We start from the raw sequence: 15,310 nt of genomic DNA, 5'->3' as shown, positions 1-15,310 counted from the left end.
ACGGCGGAATCGCTTAAACAGGCCGAACCAAATCTCCCGAGGTGACCATGCCGCGCATTGCCTATGTGAACGGGCGCTACATCACTCATGCCGATGCCGCCGTGCATATCGAGGATCGCGGCTACCAGTTCGCCGACGGCGTTTACGAGGTCTGCGAGGTGGCGCGCGGCTTCATCGTCGACATGCCGCGCCACCTTGCCCGGCTGAACCGCTCGCTGACCGAACTGTCGATCGCCTGGCCGGTGACACGCAATGTGTTGCCGCTGATCCTGCGCGAAGTGGTCAACCGCAATCATGTCGTCAACGGCCTGGTCTATGTTCAGGTGACGCGCGGTGTCGCCAGCCGGGAATTTGTCTTCCCATCGGCGAACGTCAAGCCCGCGCTGGTGGTGACAGCCAGGAAGGCCGATCCTGCCGCGGGAGCCAAGCGAGCCGAGACCGGCATCGCCGTCATCACCGTGCCGGAGAACCGGTGGGACCGTGTCGACATCAAGACCGTCGGGCTGCTGCCCAATGTATTGGCCAAGCAGAAGGCCAAGGAAGCGGGCGCACAGGAAGCGTGGTTCGTGGATGCCGACGGCAACGTCAAGGAAGGCGGGTCGTCGAATGCCTGGATCGTTACCAAGGATGGCGTTCTGGTCACCCGGCCGGCCGAACATGGCATTCTGCGCGGCATCACGCGCACCACCATGTTCGAAGTCGCGGCAAGGCTCGGCCTGAAGATCGAGGAACGGGAATTTTCCGTCGCCGAGGCCAAAGCGGCCCGCGAAGCATTCATCAGTTCCGCGACGACTATTGCCATGCCGATCGTGGCCATTGACGGCGATCCCATAGCCAATGGCCACCCCGGCTCAATAACACTTTCGTTGCGGCATGCCTTTTTTGACATTGCGGAAAAAAGTCCAGCCTGATAACCGCACAGGTGGAATGAACATCAATATATCTCGTTCTGCTTGTCGTTACTGACGGCAAGAGGGTGTTTGCGCGCTTGACATGTGCTCGCTAATTTGGCGCATTGGCTGCAAACCGAAGGGGATCGGCGAAAGACAAAAACAATGGCGGAACGATCGCAAAACCTTCAGGACCTGTTCCTGAATTCAGTTCGCAAGAGCAAGAACCCGCTCACCATCTTTCTTATCAACGGCGTGAAGCTGACCGGCGTGGTCACTTCTTTCGATAATTTCTGCGTCCTGCTGCGCCGCGACGGTCACTCCCAACTCGTCTACAAGCACGCCATTTCCACGATCATGCCGAGCCAGCCGGTTCAGATGTTCGATGGCGAGGAAAGCCAGGGCGCCTGATTGGCACGTGAGAAGGACGCGGACGGCACGGTTCGCGGAAAACCAGCGCATCATCCCGGGACGGAAGCCAAGGGTCCGACCCGGGCCGTTGTCATTGTGCCTGTGCTTACCCGCCAACCGCGTAACGACGATGACACGAACCGTCCGCGGCTGACGCGCTCGGCCGAGGCGCGCCACGACGAAGCAGTCGGCCTTGCCCGCGCCATCGACCTTGATCTGATCCATACGGCGGTCGTGACCGTCAACGACCCGCGCCCGGCGACGTTGCTGGGCAGCGGCAAGGTCGAGGAGTTCGCCGGGATCGTCAAGGAAGGGCAGGCGGAAGTGGTCATCGTCGATCATCCGCTGACGCCGGTGCAGCAGCGCAATCTCGAGAAGCAATTCAACGCCAAGGTGCTGGATCGCACCGGGCTGATCCTGGAGATCTTCGGCGAACGGGCGCGCACCAAGGAAGGCACGCTGCAGGTCGAGCTTGCCCATCTCAACTACCAGAAGGGCCGCCTGGTGCGCAGCTGGACCCACCTGGAGCGTCAGCGTGGCGGTGCAGGCTTCCTCGGTGGCCCCGGTGAAACGCAGATCGAATCCGATCGGCGGCAGTTGCAGGAAAAGATCATAAAGCTGAAGCACGAGTTGGAAACCGTGCGCCGCACCCGCGACCTGCACCGCGCCAAGCGCAAGAAGGTGCCGTTTCCAGTGGTGGCGATAGTCGGCTACACCAACGCCGGCAAGTCGACGCTGTTCAACAAGCTGACCGGAGCAGGGGTGCTGGCGCAGGACATGCTGTTCGCCACGCTGGATCCGACACTGCGCCGCGTGCGGCTGCCGCATGGCACGCCGATCATTCTTTCCGATACGGTGGGCTTCATTTCGGACCTGCCGACGCATCTGATCGCGGCGTTCCGGGCGACCTTGGAAGAGGTGGTCGAGGCCGATCTCGTCATCCATCTGCGCGACATTTCCGATCCCGACACGGCGGCGCAGGCCGAGGATGTCGAGCGCATCCTCGCCGATCTCGGCGTCGACGCCAGCGACACCAGGCGCGTGATCGAAGTCTGGAACAAGATCGACCTGCTGGACGAAGGCAACAGGCAGCGGCTGCTTGCCGACAGCGCCGACGGTTCCAAGGAGCCGCCGATTGCCGTATCGGCGGTGTCAGGCGAAGGCATCGATGCGCTGAAAGCGGTCATCGAAACGCGGATGGCCGGCGAACTGCAAGACCTGACGGTGACGATCGAGCCGGCACAATTCGGCCTGGTCGACTGGCTTTATCGCAATGGCGATGTCGTTTCGCGAACCGACAATGACGATGGCAGCGCCACCGTTTCGCTGAAGGCCACGCAAAGCGCCCGCGAAGAGATTGAAAGCCGATTGCGTCGCAAAAACAACGGCTAACGCGCAGAAATTCCAGGATAAGTATCGCGCTTTCCGTCCGGAATTGCCGGAGCTATAGAGGCTTACCTTGCAGTCTTTGCTTCCTGCCAGAGCGCTTCCATCTCCTCCAGGCTAGCTTCCTCCAGCGAGCCGCCTGATTTTTCCAGGGCATGCTCGACATAGTGGAAGCGTGAGCGGAATTTCTCGTTGGTGCCGCTGAGCGCCACCTCCGAATCGAGCTTCAGGTGACGGCCGAGATTGACGACGGCAAACAACATGTCGCCGAACTCGTCCTTGATCGAGGCCGTCTCACCCCTGGCCAAAGCCTCGCGCAACTCCCCGATCTCTTCCTCGATCTTGTCCAGGATGGGAGCAGCCTCGCTCCAGTCGAAGCCGACGCGGGCGGCTTTTTCCTGAAGCTTCAGCGCTCGCGTCAAGGCGGGCAGGGCGACCGGAACGCTGTCCAGGAACCCCTTGCCGTTGTCCTCCGGGTCAAGACCGCGCGCGAGCCGGGCTTGTCGCTTCTCGGCCTTCTCCTGCGCCTTGATCTTCTCCCACATGCCCTTGGCCATGCCGGCGCTGCGGGCCTTCTCGTCGCCAAACACGTGCGGATGGCGGCGGATCATCTTGGTGGTGATGGCCTGGACAACGTCAGGGAAGGCGAATTCGCCGGCTTCCTGCGCCATCTGGGCATGGTAGACGACCTGCAGCAGGAGGTCACCGAGTTCGTCGCGCAAATCGTCGAGATCGCCGCGCGCGATGGCATCCGCCACCTCGTAGGCCTCCTCGATCGTGTAGGGCGCAATGGTGGAGAAGTCCTGCTCGATGTCCCACGGGCAGCCGGTCTTCGGCGCGCGCAACGCCGCCATGATCTCGATCAGGCGTGAAATGTCTTTCGATGGCGTCATGGTGCGGATGCTATCGCGCGAACCGCCACTCGGCCAACGCTGTCAGCCGGCGAGGGGACCTTGTCCACAGGCGCACCGTACCCGCCTCGTCAGTCCAGCACGGAAACGATCGCCTTGGCGAGGTCATCCATGCCGTCCTCGGGCAGGCCGGCGACGTTGATGCGGCTGTCGCCGACCATGTAGACGGCGTGCTCGGCGCGCAGCCTTTCGACCTGCGCTTCCGTGAGGCCGAGCCGCGAGAACATGCCACGATGGCTGGCAACGAAGTCGAAGCGGTCGGAATTGGATTGCCGGCGCAGCGCCTCGGCCAATGCGACCCTAAGCCTCAGCATACGAAGACGCATCTCTTCCAGTTCTGCTTCCCAGTCGGCACGCAGCGCGGCGTCTTCCAGGACGATGCGCACCGCCGCCGCGCCATGGTCGGGCGGCATAGAATACATGGCGCGCGCCGCCGACAGCATCTGGCTCATCGCGACGTCGGCCTGCGCGCCGTCCCTGGCCAGGACCATCGCCGCGCCGACCCGGTCGCGGTACACCGCGAAATTCTTCGAGCAGCTCGACGCGACAACCATTTCCGGAACTTTCGCGGCCAGCAGCCGCAAGCCGAGGGCATCGGCCTCCAGGCCGTCGCCAAAGCCTTGATAGGCGATGTCGACAAATGGCAGCAGGCCGCGCTCGACGACCAGATCGGCGATGGCCTCCCACTGGGCCGCGTCCAGATTGGCGCCGGTCGGATTGTGGCAGCAGCCATGCAGCAGCACCACGTCGCCGCTGTTGGCCGACCGCAGCGCCGCCAGCATGTCGTCGAAACGAACCGCTCCCGAGGCCGCATCGAAATAGGGATATTCGCGAATCTGCAGGCCGGCGGCACGCATCACCGGCATATGGTTCGGCCAGGTCGGGTCGGAGACCCAGACCGTGGCATCCGAACGCGTCCGCTTGAGCAGTTCTGCCACCAGCCGCAGCGCGCCGGAGCCACCGGGCGCCTGTGCCGCCCGGATGCGCGACAGGTCCGCGCCTGGACCGAAGGCGAGCTTGGCCATCATAGTGTTGAACCCGGTATCGCCGGCAAGGCCGAGATAGGTCTTGGTATCCTGGCTCTGCAGCAGTCGCTTCTCGGCCTCGCGCACGGCCCGCATAACCGGCGTCTTGCCGTCGCGATCCTTGTAGACGCCGACACCGAGATCGACCTTGCCAGGGCGTGGATCGGCGCGATAGAGGCCGATCAGCGCAAGAATCTTGTCGGCGGCAGCTGGCTGCAGGTCTTCGAACATCATTATGGTTCCGTTGGCGCGGCGGAGTGATACGCAAATTGGCCACGTTTCACCAGCGATTTTGATCGCGCCGGCGCGAAAGGCGGCACCTGCTGGTGCGGCTTTTCAACCACTTCAGAGAAGGCATGCCATGCTCGTCCGTCTGACCATGATCTGCGCCGGTGCCACGGCGGCGACCCGGAAAGGGCGGTTTCCCTCGGATGAACCGCTGGAGCCACGATCGCTGACATTGGCAAAGGCGATGCGCGGGACGCTGCGTCGCGCCGACCGTGTGTGGACAGCGCCGGCGCTTCGCGCCTGTCAGACCGCCGAGGCGCTGTCGCTGAACGCGTCCGTCGATCCGATGCTGGCCGACCAGAATAACGGACGATGGGCAGGCAAGAGCTTTGAAGAGGTGCAGGCGCGACAGCCTGAAGAAATCGCCGCATGGCTTACGGATCCGAATGCGGTCCCGCATGGTGGTGAGTCGCTGGCCGATGTTGCCCGGCGGACCGCTGGATTGATGGATCGATTAATCGCCGAACGTGGCCATACCATCGCCGTGACCCATGCCAGCGTCATCCGCGCCGCGATCCTGCATGTTCTCGGGGCGTCGCTTGCCGCCAGCTCAAAGATCGACGTCGAGCCACTGAGCATCACCGATTTTCGTAGCGACGGCCGCCGGTGGGTGTTGCGCGCCAGCGGTGTCACGGTTCCCAAACCGGCAAAACCACTTGGACCTAAGGGCGTTCACGGAACCTAGGCGAGACGAGATACCTGCAACCGATATTTTCGCGCGAAGAAAAATCGGCAGGGCCGGGATTAAAATCCCCACATGCTCCGTAAACAGGGCATGAAACGGTCGATGCCACGCTTTGACATCCTAGGACAGCTCGGGTCGCTGCGGCGCTACGCCCGTTCGCTGACGCGCGACGGCGTCGAGGCCGAGGATCTCGTCCACGACGCGCTGGTGCGCGCCTATGAGCGGCGCGGCACGTTCCGCTCGGGCGGAAACCTGCGCGCCTGGCTGCTGTCGATCGTCCACAACACCTTCATCGACCGCGTGCGCTCGCGCCGCTCGGAAGCGGCACGCCTCGAACAGGCCCGATATCTGGCCGACGGCAGCACCCCGGCGCCGCAGGACCATTCCGTGCGCCTGGCGCAGGTTCGCGAAGCCTTTTTCAGCCTGCCGGAAGAGCAGCGCTCGGCACTGCATCTGGTCGCCATCGAAGGGCTCTCTTACCAGCAGGCCGCCAACGCCAGCGGCGTGCCGCTGGGCACGCTCATGTCGCGTATCGGCAGGGCGCGCGCCGCCCTGCGCCAGATGGAAGAGGCGCCGGCACGCGTAAAAAATCATCTCAGGATCGTGGGAGGTGACTCATGACCGCTCTTGTCGACCCGGTTACGGACGCCGATCTCGACGCCTATGTCGACGACCAGCTCGACGTTAGCCGCCGCATCGAGGTCGAAGCCTTCCTGTCGGCGCGTCCGGACAGGGCCGCGCGTGTGATGTCGGATATGCGCACCCGCGATGAATTGCGCGTGGCGCTGGCCGGCTCCGAAGGCATGGCGCGGCCGGCGACGGCCGATGCCGCGCGGCGGCTGGAGAGGGGGCTTGGCCGGGGCCACATCTTCGGTGTGCTGCAACGCGCGGCAGCGGTCGCCGCTTTCGTTGCCGCCGGCTGGCTGGCCAACGGCATCGTCGGGCCGATGTCGGTGACCAAGGTCGTCGCTTCACCGCAGCCGCCCGCCTATGTCGACGAGGCGGTACAGGCACACAGGACGACGCTGCTGCGCGAAAACATGCCCTCGCAGACCGAGGCGCCTAATTACAATGCCGGCGAGATCCGCGCCGCCACCGCCATCGTCATGCCGGCGCTGCCGAAGGACTGGAAGGTCCGCGACGTGCAGATCTATCCGTCGCGCTTCGGCCCGAGTGTCGAGATTGCGGTCGACACCAAGGAGATGGGCCTGGTTTCGCTGTTCGCGATCCGGCCGGGCACTTTCGATGTGGTCAAGCCGACCGTGGCGCCCTCGGGCGACATCTCCTCGGCCTATTTCCAGATCGGCGATGTCGCCTACGCTGTCGTCGCCAAGAGCGAGGTTCATGATCTCGACCGCGCCGCCGAAACGCTCGCCAGAACGCTTTACTGACCAATCCACAAAGGAGACCTCGAATGAATACGCCCAATCTTGGATACCGCGTGGGCACAGGCGCCCGTACTGGAGCCGTCTATGACGAGGGCCTGCGCCAACACATGCTGCGCGTCTACAATTATATGGGCCTTGGCCTGGTGGTTACCGGCCTTGTCGCCTTCCTGGTGTCGTCGACGCCGGCGCTTTATGTGCCGATCTTTTCCAGCCCGCTGAAATGGGTGGTGATGCTGGCGCCGCTCGCCTTCGTGCTCCTGTTTTCGTTCAAGATGCAGACCATGTCGGCGGCAAGCGCGCAGGCGATGTTTTGGGCCTTCTGTGCCGTCATGGGCCTGTCGCTGGCTTCGGTGTTCCTGGTCTTCACCGGAACCAGCATCGCCCGCACCTTCTTCATCGCCGCCACCATGTTCGGCGCCACCAGTCTCTATGGCTACACGACAAGGCGCGACCTGACGCAGTTCTCGTCCTTCCTGATCATGGGCCTGATCGGCGTGGTGATCGCCAGCATCGTCAACATCTTCCTCGGCTCGACCGCGCTGCAGTTCGCTATCTCGGTGATCGGCATCGCCGTGTTCATCGGCCTGACGGCCTGGGACACGCAGACGATCAAGGAGCAATACGCCGAGAATTTCGATGCGGAGTCGCGCCAGAAGCTCGCCGTCTTCGGTGCCTTCTCGCTCTACCTGAATTTCATCAACATCTTCCAGCTGCTGCTGAATTTTACCGGCGAGCGGGAATAGTCCGGACCGTAGAAGGCAACAGCTTTGAGTCTTGGCTGGCCGGAGGGAAACCTCCGGCCATCTTCTTTCGAAAGGGGCGCCTGGCCCACCATCAAGGTTCATCGCGATCGCGTGAAATGCAAATGCCGTCCGCCACCTTGAGTTCACGCCCGGCCATTTGCTAGCCTGCCGGCCACGCCGGACGAACCGCGAGGACATATGGAACAGGACAGGCTGACGCTTCATGGCGAGGGCATATCGGCAACCATCATCGCCCACGGCGCAGAGTTGGTTTCCCTGCGGGATGCACGAGGTTTTGAGTTCCTGTGGCAGGCTGGACCGGCCTGGCGGCGCCATTCGCCGATGCTGTTTCCGATCGTCGGCCGGCTGAAGGGCGATCACCTGCACCATCGCGGCCAGACCTATCCGATGACGCAGCACGGCTTCGCCCGCGACAAGCCTTTTATGTGGGCGGAGAGGGGGCCTCGATGCTGCACGCTGGTGCTCACCGACGACGCGGAAACCCGAACGCACTACCCGTTCGCATTTCGACTGGCCGTGACCTATACGCTGGGCGAGGCGCAACTCGACATAGAATTCGAGATTACCAACCCGGCCGACGAACCGATGCCGGCGTCGATCGGGGCGCATCCGGCGTTCAACTGGCCGGTTCTGCCCGATATGGCCAAGGACGCCTATCGCCTGACGTTTGCCCAGGCAGAGCCAGCGCCGATCCGCCGGCTGAAGGATGGCCTGCTCATCGCAACGCCGCAGCCAACGCCGGTCAAAGGCACTGTGCTCGAGCTGTCCGAACGGCTGTTTGAGGACGACGCTGTGATCCTGGACCGGCCGGCCAGCAACAGCGTTCGCTACGGCGCCGATGACGGTCCGGCGATCGAGGTCTCATGGCAGGGATTTCAGGAAGTGGGCATCTGGTCCAAACCCGGCGGCGCACCGTTCCTGTGCATCGAGCCCTGGCACGGCATTGCCAGTCCGTTGGATTTCGATGGCGAGTTCACCGACAAGCCCGGCCTGATGCTGATCGCGCCGGGCGCGAGGCGTTCGCTGAGTTACCGGATCAGCCTGGAGCAGGGGCCTCGGTAAAGTTTTCCTGCAAGCCATGAAGCGGGCGCAAAGCCGGACCGGGGCTGTATTCGATCTCAGGTCGGGTCTCAGACCTGCCTGACCAAGGCGCCGATAACATTGACAAGAAGGCGCGCGGCGGTGAGCGCCGACAGGCCGTCACTGTCGGCTGGCGGATAGAGCTCCACAAGATCGAATCCGGCGATCCTCGCTCGCTTGCCCAGGCCCGCGATGAGATCGATGACCTGCGTATAGGTGAGGCCGCCGGGCGTACGCGCGGCCACGCCCGGCATGATGCCGGGGTCGAGACTGTCGCAGTCGAGGGTAACGACGACTCGCGCGCCTTCCGGAATATGGCCGAGCGCCGCTTCGACACCCAGGGCGTGGACCTCGCGGGCGGTGACGAAACGGCTGCCATAGCGCCGCGCCGCTTCGATTTCCGTGAGGCGTGCGCTGCCGACGCTGCGCAGTCCGACCTGCACCATGCCGGCGACATGCGCCATCTCGCTCGCGCGGCGCATCGGGCTGGAGTAGCCGTGGCGTTCGCCATGCACCTCGTCTCGCCAGTCGATATGGGCGTCGATCTGCAGGATCCAGACAGGCCCGTGATCCGCGAAGCCGGCGAGGAAGGGACTGACCACGGAATCGTCGCCGCCGAGCAGGATGGGCACGGCCGGCAAGGACAGGACCTCGCACGTCTTCGCCTCGATCCGGGCGCGGTTGCCGGCATTGTCATGCATGATGGTCAGGATGTCGCCGGCGTCGACGCAGCAGACCGGCTTGCCGTCGAACAGCGGGCCGCCGAGATCGAAATCCCAATGCTCGACGAGCGCGGCATCACCCTGGCTCGCAACGCGGATGGCATCGGCGGCCAAGGCATGACCGCTGCTGTCCTTGCCGGGATAGGTGCTGCCGTGCCCGGCGCCGAAGATCACCGCGCGGGGGGCCGTGTCATCGGCGAGGCGATCGGGCAAGCCGAGAAAGGAAGATCGTGTGGTCATTCTTGATAAGCCTTTGAGTCCAGCCGAGGCGTGATGGATTGAAGCTAGGGTAGTTGCTGGGATGGTCGAATTCCATTGCCGAAATCGCCGTCCAGAAGTTCCGTCGGTTCCAAGCTGGAGTCGGCCCTGAGACGGGGACATTGAGCTTGTTAAAGTGGGTAAACGTTGCAGATTACTGGAACTGCGATAAAGCGAATGGACCGACCGAGGAAAATCCGCATGATCTATCTTTGTTGTCGAGTGCCGCGGTTCTTATGGCTGAACGCATCCGCATAGATGTGGTTGATGGGGAAGGGAATGACATTGCCAAAGTTCTCATGGCAGGCAGGTCTCCTTTTCGGCCTATGCGCTACTCCCGTTGCCTTCCTGCTGGCACTCTTTTCGGCCGGAGCTGGGCATGGCGACTATGTGCTAGCCCGCATTCTCTATCCAATCCCCATGTTGGCAACTCTTTTGACCGACAACACGATTACCAGCCTTTCCCTAGGGTTGGCTGTGGCACAGTTTCCTGCCTATGGGGCATTTGTTGCTCAAGCCGGCCGCGCCGGTTGGTTGGCGCTTGGCCTCGTCCACGTCATTGCAATAGCAACTGCTTTCAGCGGGGTGCTCGACTATTTTTAGGAACGCCTACGACGCCTCGCTGCCGCTACGCGCAACGGAATCAGCCAGCAGGTAGCGCTGCGCTGGCAGCTATGCCTATTTGCGCGAAAGACAGCCGCCGACTCTCATCGCCTGGGGACCGGAAGATGGCTACATGCCGGCCGCAGTGAAAGGCGCCGGCCACTGGCTTCTGGAAACCCATTTCGATAGCGCGCTTCCGCTGGTGCGGGACTTCCTGACGCGCGTCCATGGCCCAGCACAAGGGTTTGAAGAGGTGCAAAAGGAGAAAGATCGATGACGACAACGCCGACCATCGCACGCATCTGGCGCGGCCGTACCCGGGCTGACGTAGGCGACGCTTACGAAGTCTATTTGAGAGCCGAAGGTATTCCGCCGCTTGAGAAGACCGCCCTGGGCGTCCAGTTGTTTCGCGAGGATCGCGAAGGGGAAAGCTGGTTCACCACCATCTCGTACTGGCCCGACCACGAATCGATGACGGCTTTCACCAAGGGTGAGCCAACCAAGGTCCACCATCTCGACCGCGACCCGGAGTTCCTGATCGAATTACCGAAGCGAATCCAGATCCACCGCATCCTGCTCGACCATCGGAGGCTGCCCTGATGCGACCGGTCGCGATGTAGGAACACATGGAAAGCGTCGCGCGCCGCCGCCGCGTCATCTGGCATGATATGCTCGGTACGGGCGTCCGCCAAACCGGACGCGATGTCTCGAGCGACGTCCCGGTGTCGGCGGCGCCGGGTCAGGAGGTCGGGTGAAAATCTATAGTCCGCGTGTAGTGGAGGGACAGGAATGGGTTCTTCCCCAACAAGCCGAGGACTACCAGCTATTCGCGAGCCTCGGCGACCTGGGCCAGAAGCGATGGCGTCCGCCGCGGATGAAATTCCTGCGCGAGCAAGAAGACGGAACACCCCGGCTATATTCCGATTTTCCTTGGCTCGGCGAGCACGTGCTCATTCTGAGGAGCACGGCGTTGAAGTTGCTAAGGCCGATTCTAGAACCGTATGGTGACTTCCTGTCGCTTCGTGCTGACGAACCCATATCGCTGTTCAACGTCACCAATGTGGTCGATGCGATGGACGAAGAACGTTCAAGAACCGTCCGGTTTGACGATGGCGGTATCATGATGATCGAAAATCTCGTCCTTCGGCCGGAGGCCATCGGCGGGGCCGAGATATTCAAGTTGCCGGAGCGGCCCGATGGCGTGCGACTATCCGATATCTATCTGCAAGAGACCATCGTGCGTCAGATCGGCGAGCTCGGATTCAAAGGCATCGCCTTTGAATTGGTCTGGAATGACGAAGCGGTCGGTCGCGACAGGATCGAATACCGCGGCATGGAGCGGCGTGCGCTAGTTTCATTCGCGAGTTTGAGACGCTTTTGGTCCGGTCTGCTTCGGAAGCCCGGGCTGTGAAGCAGGGCTGTGAGATGGATTCGAGATGCTTTTCACGTTGTGATAAAAGTCGCATAAGATAGATTATGGAACCTACGCACGTAGCGCGGCCGGGGAATTGCTGCGGTTCCGACCGCTGTCGGCAATCATCGTGAATGGGCGCCACCGGCACTTCACGACCTCGAACCCATGGTCGAGCGTTCAAACGACGACTTGAAACGCCAACTGAGCAGCAGCCTCTAGCGGTTTGACTCGTATGGGATTTCGATCACCATGCCATCATAGGCTGGTTCGACATTGTCGGGCGTCTCGGCCATCACGGCGGTGTAATCGAGCGGCACGTGCATGTGCGTCAGCACGGCGCTCCCAGGCGAAACCGCCTCGATCCAGTCCAGCGCCTGGCCAAGCGAAAGATGGCTTGGATGCGTGTTGTATTGCAAAGCGTCGATGACCAGCATGTCGAGACCTCGCAGCCGTTCTGCGGTGGTCTTGGGAAAGTCGCTGACATCGGGACAGTAGGCGAGCCCACCGATGCGGAAACCCAGCGAAATGATGTCGCCATGGATCTGGGGCAGCGGCTCGAAGGTGAGGGCACCCCCCTCTCCTTCGATCACGACCGGCCTGGTATGATCGATGATGTGGGCGTCGACGATCGGCGGATACGAACTGCCTGCCGGCGTCTGGAAGCAATAGCCGAACGCCTCGCGCAGCCGCAGCATGGTCGGCTCGTCGGCATGGATGCCGATGCGGTGCCGTTGTTCCAGCACATAGCCGCGCAGGTCATCGATGCCGTGGATGTGGTCGGCATGCGGATGCGTGTAGATCACCCCGTCGATGCGCCTGACTGAAGCCATCAGCATCTGCTCGCGGAAATCGGGGCCGGTGTCGATGACGACCGTGGTGCGGCCGCCATTGGCGGCAATGCGCTCGACAAGTGCCGCCGTGCGCATGCGCCGGTTCCTGGGATTGGCGGGATCGCAATTGCCCCAGTCGCCGGTGATGCGCGGCGTGCCTGGCGACGACCCGCAGCCGAGAATTGTCAGGCGCAGCCGGTCGCTCATGTCTCGAGCGCCTGCTGGCGAGGCATTTTTCCAAACAGCCGAAAGAAATTATCGGTCGTCACCGCCGCGATCTCAGCCTCGCTGACGCCGATTGTCTCGGCCAGCACCTTGGCGGTTTGCGCGACGTAAGCCGGCTCGTTGCGCTTGCCGCGAAACGGCACCGGCGCCAGATATGGCGCGTCGGTCTCGACCAGCAGCCGGTCACGCGGCAGATCGGCGGCGATGGCGCGCAATTCGACGGAGTTCTTGAAGGTCAGGATACCCGAGAATGACACATAGCCGCCTAACGACACGCCGACCTCCGCGAGCCGCCGTCCCGACGAAAAGCAATGCAGGATGAACGGGAAGGCGCCCTTCCCTGTCTCGTCCTCGAGAATGGCGGCCATGTCGTCGTCGGCATCGCGTGAATGGATGACGAGAGGCAGCCCGGTCTCGCGGGCGGCGGCGATATGAGCGCGAAAACCCTGCGCCTGCGCATCGCGCGGTGCCTTGTCGTAGAAATAATCGAGACCTGCTTCACCGATCGCCACCACCTTTGGGTGAGTGGACAGGCGGACAAGGTCGGCGGTGGTGACGTCGAGCTCCTCGGCGGCATTGTGCGGGTGAGTGCCGACCGAGCAATAGACTTCGTCGAAAGTCTCCGCGATCTCAAGAACTTGCTGAAACCGCTTCACGCGCGTGGAGATCGTCACCATGCGGCCGATTCCGGCCGCCTTGGCGCGGGCGACAATGGCCGCCCGCTCCTCGGCGAAGTCCGGAAAGTCCAGATGACAATGGCTGTCGACGAGCATCAGGCGTTCGCGTCCGTCTGTTCGACATAGCGCGGAAACACGCCCTCCGGCGCAGGCAGCGCCGTCCCGGAAACAAGCGCGTGGTCGGCGTGGACATGCACGAAATTGCGATAATCCGCCGGCACCGCCAGCAGGTCGAGCAGCTTGCCGGCCGAGCCCGGAATGAAGGGCTGGCATAGAACCGCCACGCGCCGGACCACTTCGGCCGTAGTCCACAGCACCGTTTCCATGCGCTCGGGATTGGTTTTCTTGAGCGCCCAGGGTTCCTGTCCGGCGAAATACCGGTCGGCTTCCGCAACCACGCCGAAGATCGCCGCCAGTGCCAGATGGATGCCCTGTTCGGCCATTGCCTTGCGCGCGGTGGCGAGAGCGTCGATCGCTTGATCCAGGATCACCTTGTCGGCTTCCGCCAGGTCGCCGCGCTTCGGTACCACGCCGCCGCAATTCTTGGCGATCATCGACAGCGAGCGCTGCGCCAGATTGCCGAGACCGTTGGCCAGATCGGCGTTGGTGCGGTTGACGATCGCTTCATGGCTGTAGCTGCCGTCCTGGCCGAACGGCACTTCGCGCAGGAAGAAGTAGCGTACCTGGTCGAGGCCATAATGCTCGATCATGGTGAACGGGTCGATGACGTTGCCGACCGATTTCGACATCTTCTCGCCGCGGTTGAACAGAAAGCCGTGGCCGAAGACGCGCTTCGGCAGCGGGATGCCGGCCGACATCAGGAAGGCCGGCCAATAAACCGCGTGGAAGCGCACGATGTCCTTGCCGATGATGTGCGCATCGGCTGGCCAGAACTTCCATTTCTCATCTTTTTCATCGGGATAGCCGACGCCGGTGATGTAGTTGGTCAGCGCGTCGACCCACACATACATGACATGCTTTTCGTCGCCGGGTACCGGCACGCCCCAGTCAAATGTGGTGCGCGAGATCGACAGGTCCTTCAGTCCCGACTTGACGAAGCTCATCACCTCGTTGCGGCGCTCGGCCGGACCTATGAAGTCGGGCTGGCCTTCATAAAGCGCGACGAGCTTGTCCTGATAGGCCGACAGGCGGAAGAAGTAGCTCTCTTCCTCGACCCATTCGACCGGCGTTCCCTGCGGCCCGTAGCGGACATTGTCGGGACGGACCTCGGTCTCCTCCTCGCCGTAATAGGCTTCGTCGCGCACCGAGTACCAGCCGGCATAGCCGCCCTTATAGACGTCGCCATTGGCGGCCATCGCCTTCCAGATCGCCTGCGAAGCAGCGTAATGGCGCTCCTCCGTGGTGCGGATGAAATCGTCGTTGGAGGCGTTGAGCGCGGTCGCCATACGCTTGAACTCGGCTGAATTGCGGTCGGCCAGTTCGCGCGCAGAAATGCCTTCGCGCTTGGCTGTCTGCAGCATCTTGATGCCGTGCTCGTCGGTGCCGGTAAGGAAGAAGACCTGCTTGCCGTCGAGCCGCTGGAAGCGGGCAAGAGCGTCGGTGGCGATCAGCTCGTAGGCATGGCCGATATGCGGCTTGCCGTTCGGATAGGAAATCGCGGTCGTGATGTAGAATGTGTCGCGTGACATGAATGAACCGTCATGAATGTCTGAATGGAGGCCGTGGCGGTGGATATCGCATCGGAATGGCGATTGCCATCCCGAGACCAGTGCATGCCGCCCAAAAGTGGCCC

17 protein-coding genes and 1 pseudogene are annotated in these 15,310 nt (G+C 62.6%); 12 read left to right on the top strand and 6 right to left on the bottom strand.

Going from position 1 to position 15,310, the window contains the following annotated elements:
• Positions 1–47 precede the first annotated feature (47 nt).
• The 3 genes from FJ543_RS04505 (at position 48) to hflX (ending at position 2,693) form a co-directional block, all read left to right on the top strand.
• Entirely contained in the window at positions 48–911 is an 864-nt protein-coding gene (locus tag FJ543_RS04505) for a D-amino-acid transaminase (protein WP_140619610.1), read from the top strand.
• A gap of 144 nt (positions 912–1,055) precedes the next feature.
• On the top strand, positions 1,056–1,301 hold the full coding sequence (gene hfq / locus FJ543_RS04500; protein WP_006202172.1) for an RNA chaperone Hfq: 246 nt from the start codon (positions 1,056–1,058) through the stop codon (positions 1,299–1,301).
• The gene (gene hflX / locus FJ543_RS04495; protein WP_140873954.1) at positions 1,302–2,693 is read left to right on the top strand and encodes a GTPase HflX; all 1,392 of its coding nucleotides are present in this window, start codon (positions 1,302–1,304) and stop codon (positions 2,691–2,693) included. It begins immediately after the preceding gene.
• 62 nt (positions 2,694–2,755) lie between these two features.
• Here hflX and mazG read toward each other — a convergent pair whose 3' ends face one another.
• Together mazG and FJ543_RS04485 are read right to left on the bottom strand one after the other, a co-directional pair.
• Complete coding sequence (gene mazG, locus FJ543_RS04490; RefSeq protein WP_140873952.1) at positions 2,756–3,580, bottom strand: nucleoside triphosphate pyrophosphohydrolase; 825 nt, start codon at positions 3,578–3,580, stop codon at positions 2,756–2,758.
• An 89-nt stretch (positions 3,581–3,669) separates the two neighbouring features.
• The gene (locus FJ543_RS04485; RefSeq protein WP_140874465.1) at positions 3,670–4,854 is read right to left on the bottom strand and encodes an amino acid aminotransferase; all 1,185 of its coding nucleotides are present in this window, start codon (positions 4,852–4,854) and stop codon (positions 3,670–3,672) included.
• Positions 4,855–4,858: 4 nt separating this feature from the next.
• Between FJ543_RS04485 and FJ543_RS04480 the strand changes: the two genes are divergently transcribed.
• From FJ543_RS04480 to FJ543_RS04460, 5 genes are all read left to right on the top strand, one after another.
• Positions 4,859–5,596 (top strand): histidine phosphatase family protein, encoded by a 738-nt coding sequence (locus FJ543_RS04480; protein WP_348643229.1) that lies wholly within the window; start codon positions 4,859–4,861, stop codon positions 5,594–5,596.
• Positions 5,597–5,698: 102 nt separating this feature from the next.
• Positions 5,699–6,217: a sigma-70 family RNA polymerase sigma factor gene (locus FJ543_RS04475; RefSeq protein ID WP_246678818.1), complete on the top strand. Its 519-nt coding sequence runs from the start codon at positions 5,699–5,701 to the stop codon at positions 6,215–6,217.
• A complete protein-coding gene (locus FJ543_RS04470) occupies positions 6,214–6,987 on the top strand; it encodes an anti-sigma factor (protein WP_140873949.1) in 774 nt (257 codons plus the stop codon). Before FJ543_RS04475 ends, FJ543_RS04470 begins: the two co-directional genes overlap by 4 nt.
• 23 nt (positions 6,988–7,010) lie before the next feature.
• Positions 7,011–7,727: a Bax inhibitor-1/YccA family protein gene (locus FJ543_RS04465; RefSeq protein WP_015317911.1), complete on the top strand. Its 717-nt coding sequence runs from the start codon at positions 7,011–7,013 to the stop codon at positions 7,725–7,727.
• 198 nt (positions 7,728–7,925) lie between these two features.
• The gene (locus tag FJ543_RS04460) at positions 7,926–8,810 is read left to right on the top strand and encodes an aldose 1-epimerase family protein (RefSeq protein WP_140873947.1); all 885 of its coding nucleotides are present in this window, start codon (positions 7,926–7,928) and stop codon (positions 8,808–8,810) included.
• Positions 8,811–8,878: 68 nt separating this feature from the next.
• Here FJ543_RS04460 and FJ543_RS04455 read toward each other — a convergent pair whose 3' ends face one another.
• Positions 8,879–9,790, bottom strand: a complete 912-nt coding sequence (locus FJ543_RS04455; RefSeq protein WP_140873945.1) for an agmatinase — start codon at positions 9,788–9,790, stop codon at positions 8,879–8,881.
• Between the two features lie 297 nt (positions 9,791–10,087).
• Here FJ543_RS04455 and FJ543_RS04450 point away from each other — a divergent pair, with 297 nt between their 5' ends.
• The 4 genes and pseudogenes from FJ543_RS04450 (at position 10,088) to FJ543_RS04435 (ending at position 11,822) form a co-directional block, all read left to right on the top strand.
• A complete protein-coding gene (locus tag FJ543_RS04450) occupies positions 10,088–10,411 on the top strand; it encodes a hypothetical protein (RefSeq protein ID WP_140720482.1) in 324 nt (107 codons plus the stop codon).
• Positions 10,412–10,487: 76 nt separating this feature from the next.
• A pseudogene (locus tag FJ543_RS04445) lies at positions 10,488–10,688 on the top strand (hypothetical protein); the annotation flags it as partial.
• Entirely contained in the window at positions 10,685–11,011 is a 327-nt protein-coding gene (locus FJ543_RS04440; protein WP_140873943.1) for a hypothetical protein, read from the top strand. The pseudogene FJ543_RS04445 and the gene FJ543_RS04440, both read left to right, overlap by 4 nt.
• A gap of 151 nt (positions 11,012–11,162) precedes the next feature.
• Positions 11,163–11,822 carry a DUF1629 domain-containing protein gene (locus tag FJ543_RS04435; protein ID WP_140664439.1) on the top strand — a complete coding sequence of 220 codons (660 nt, stop codon included), beginning with the start codon at positions 11,163–11,165 and terminating at the stop codon, positions 11,820–11,822.
• A 218-nt stretch (positions 11,823–12,040) separates the two neighbouring features.
• Here the strand turns inward: FJ543_RS04435 and FJ543_RS04430 are convergent, their stop codons facing one another.
• The 3 genes from FJ543_RS04430 to metG are packed head-to-tail and all read right to left on the bottom strand — an operon-like array spanning position 12,041 to position 15,206.
• A complete protein-coding gene (locus FJ543_RS04430) occupies positions 12,041–12,862 on the bottom strand; it encodes an MBL fold metallo-hydrolase (protein WP_140873941.1) in 822 nt (273 codons plus the stop codon).
• Positions 12,859–13,653, bottom strand: coding sequence for a TatD family hydrolase (locus tag FJ543_RS04425; RefSeq protein ID WP_140873940.1), 795 nt, complete (start codon positions 13,651–13,653; stop codon positions 12,859–12,861). The genes FJ543_RS04430 and FJ543_RS04425 overlap by 4 nt, the downstream gene beginning before the upstream one ends.
• Complete coding sequence (gene metG / locus FJ543_RS04420) at positions 13,653–15,206, bottom strand: methionine--tRNA ligase (protein WP_140873938.1); 1,554 nt, start codon at positions 15,204–15,206, stop codon at positions 13,653–13,655. The genes FJ543_RS04425 and metG overlap by 1 nt, the downstream gene beginning before the upstream one ends.
• Between the last annotated feature and the right edge of the window lie 104 nt (positions 15,207–15,310).

The organism is Mesorhizobium sp. B2-5-7, assembly GCF_006440875.1.
Lineage (GTDB): Bacteria > Pseudomonadota > Alphaproteobacteria > Rhizobiales > Rhizobiaceae > Mesorhizobium > Mesorhizobium australicum.
The sequence above is the reverse complement of the archived record's forward strand: the minus strand, read 5'-3'. Positions and strand labels throughout refer to the sequence as shown.

Coding starts and splice junctions, on each gene's coding strand:
- metG (WP_140873938.1), bottom strand. CDS start 15,206: ATGTCACGCGACACATTCTACATCACGACCGCGATTTCCTATCCGAAC.
- FJ543_RS04465 (WP_015317911.1), top strand. CDS start 7,011: ATGAATACGCCCAATCTTGGATACCGCGTGGGCACAGGCGCCCGTACT.
- FJ543_RS04455 (WP_140873945.1), bottom strand. CDS start 9,790: ATGACCACACGATCTTCCTTTCTCGGCTTGCCCGATCGCCTCGCCGAT.
- hfq (WP_006202172.1), top strand. CDS start 1,056: ATGGCGGAACGATCGCAAAACCTTCAGGACCTGTTCCTGAATTCAGTT.
- FJ543_RS04475 (WP_246678818.1), top strand. CDS start 5,699: ATGCCACGCTTTGACATCCTAGGACAGCTCGGGTCGCTGCGGCGCTAC.
- FJ543_RS04485 (WP_140874465.1), bottom strand. CDS start 4,854: ATGTTCGAAGACCTGCAGCCAGCTGCCGCCGACAAGATTCTTGCGCTG.
- FJ543_RS04505 (WP_140619610.1), top strand. CDS start 48: ATGCCGCGCATTGCCTATGTGAACGGGCGCTACATCACTCATGCCGAT.
- mazG (WP_140873952.1), bottom strand. CDS start 3,580: ATGACGCCATCGAAAGACATTTCACGCCTGATCGAGATCATGGCGGCG.
- FJ543_RS04425 (WP_140873940.1), bottom strand. CDS start 13,653: ATGCTCGTCGACAGCCATTGTCATCTGGACTTTCCGGACTTCGCCGAG.
- FJ543_RS04470 (WP_140873949.1), top strand. CDS start 6,214: ATGACCGCTCTTGTCGACCCGGTTACGGACGCCGATCTCGACGCCTAT.
- FJ543_RS04450 (WP_140720482.1), top strand. CDS start 10,088: ATGACATTGCCAAAGTTCTCATGGCAGGCAGGTCTCCTTTTCGGCCTA.
- FJ543_RS04460 (WP_140873947.1), top strand. CDS start 7,926: ATGGAACAGGACAGGCTGACGCTTCATGGCGAGGGCATATCGGCAACC.
- FJ543_RS04440 (WP_140873943.1), top strand. CDS start 10,685: ATGACGACAACGCCGACCATCGCACGCATCTGGCGCGGCCGTACCCGG.
- FJ543_RS04430 (WP_140873941.1), bottom strand. CDS start 12,862: ATGAGCGACCGGCTGCGCCTGACAATTCTCGGCTGCGGGTCGTCGCCA.
- FJ543_RS04480 (WP_348643229.1), top strand. CDS start 4,859: ATGGTTCCGTTGGCGCGGCGGAGTGATACGCAAATTGGCCACGTTTCA.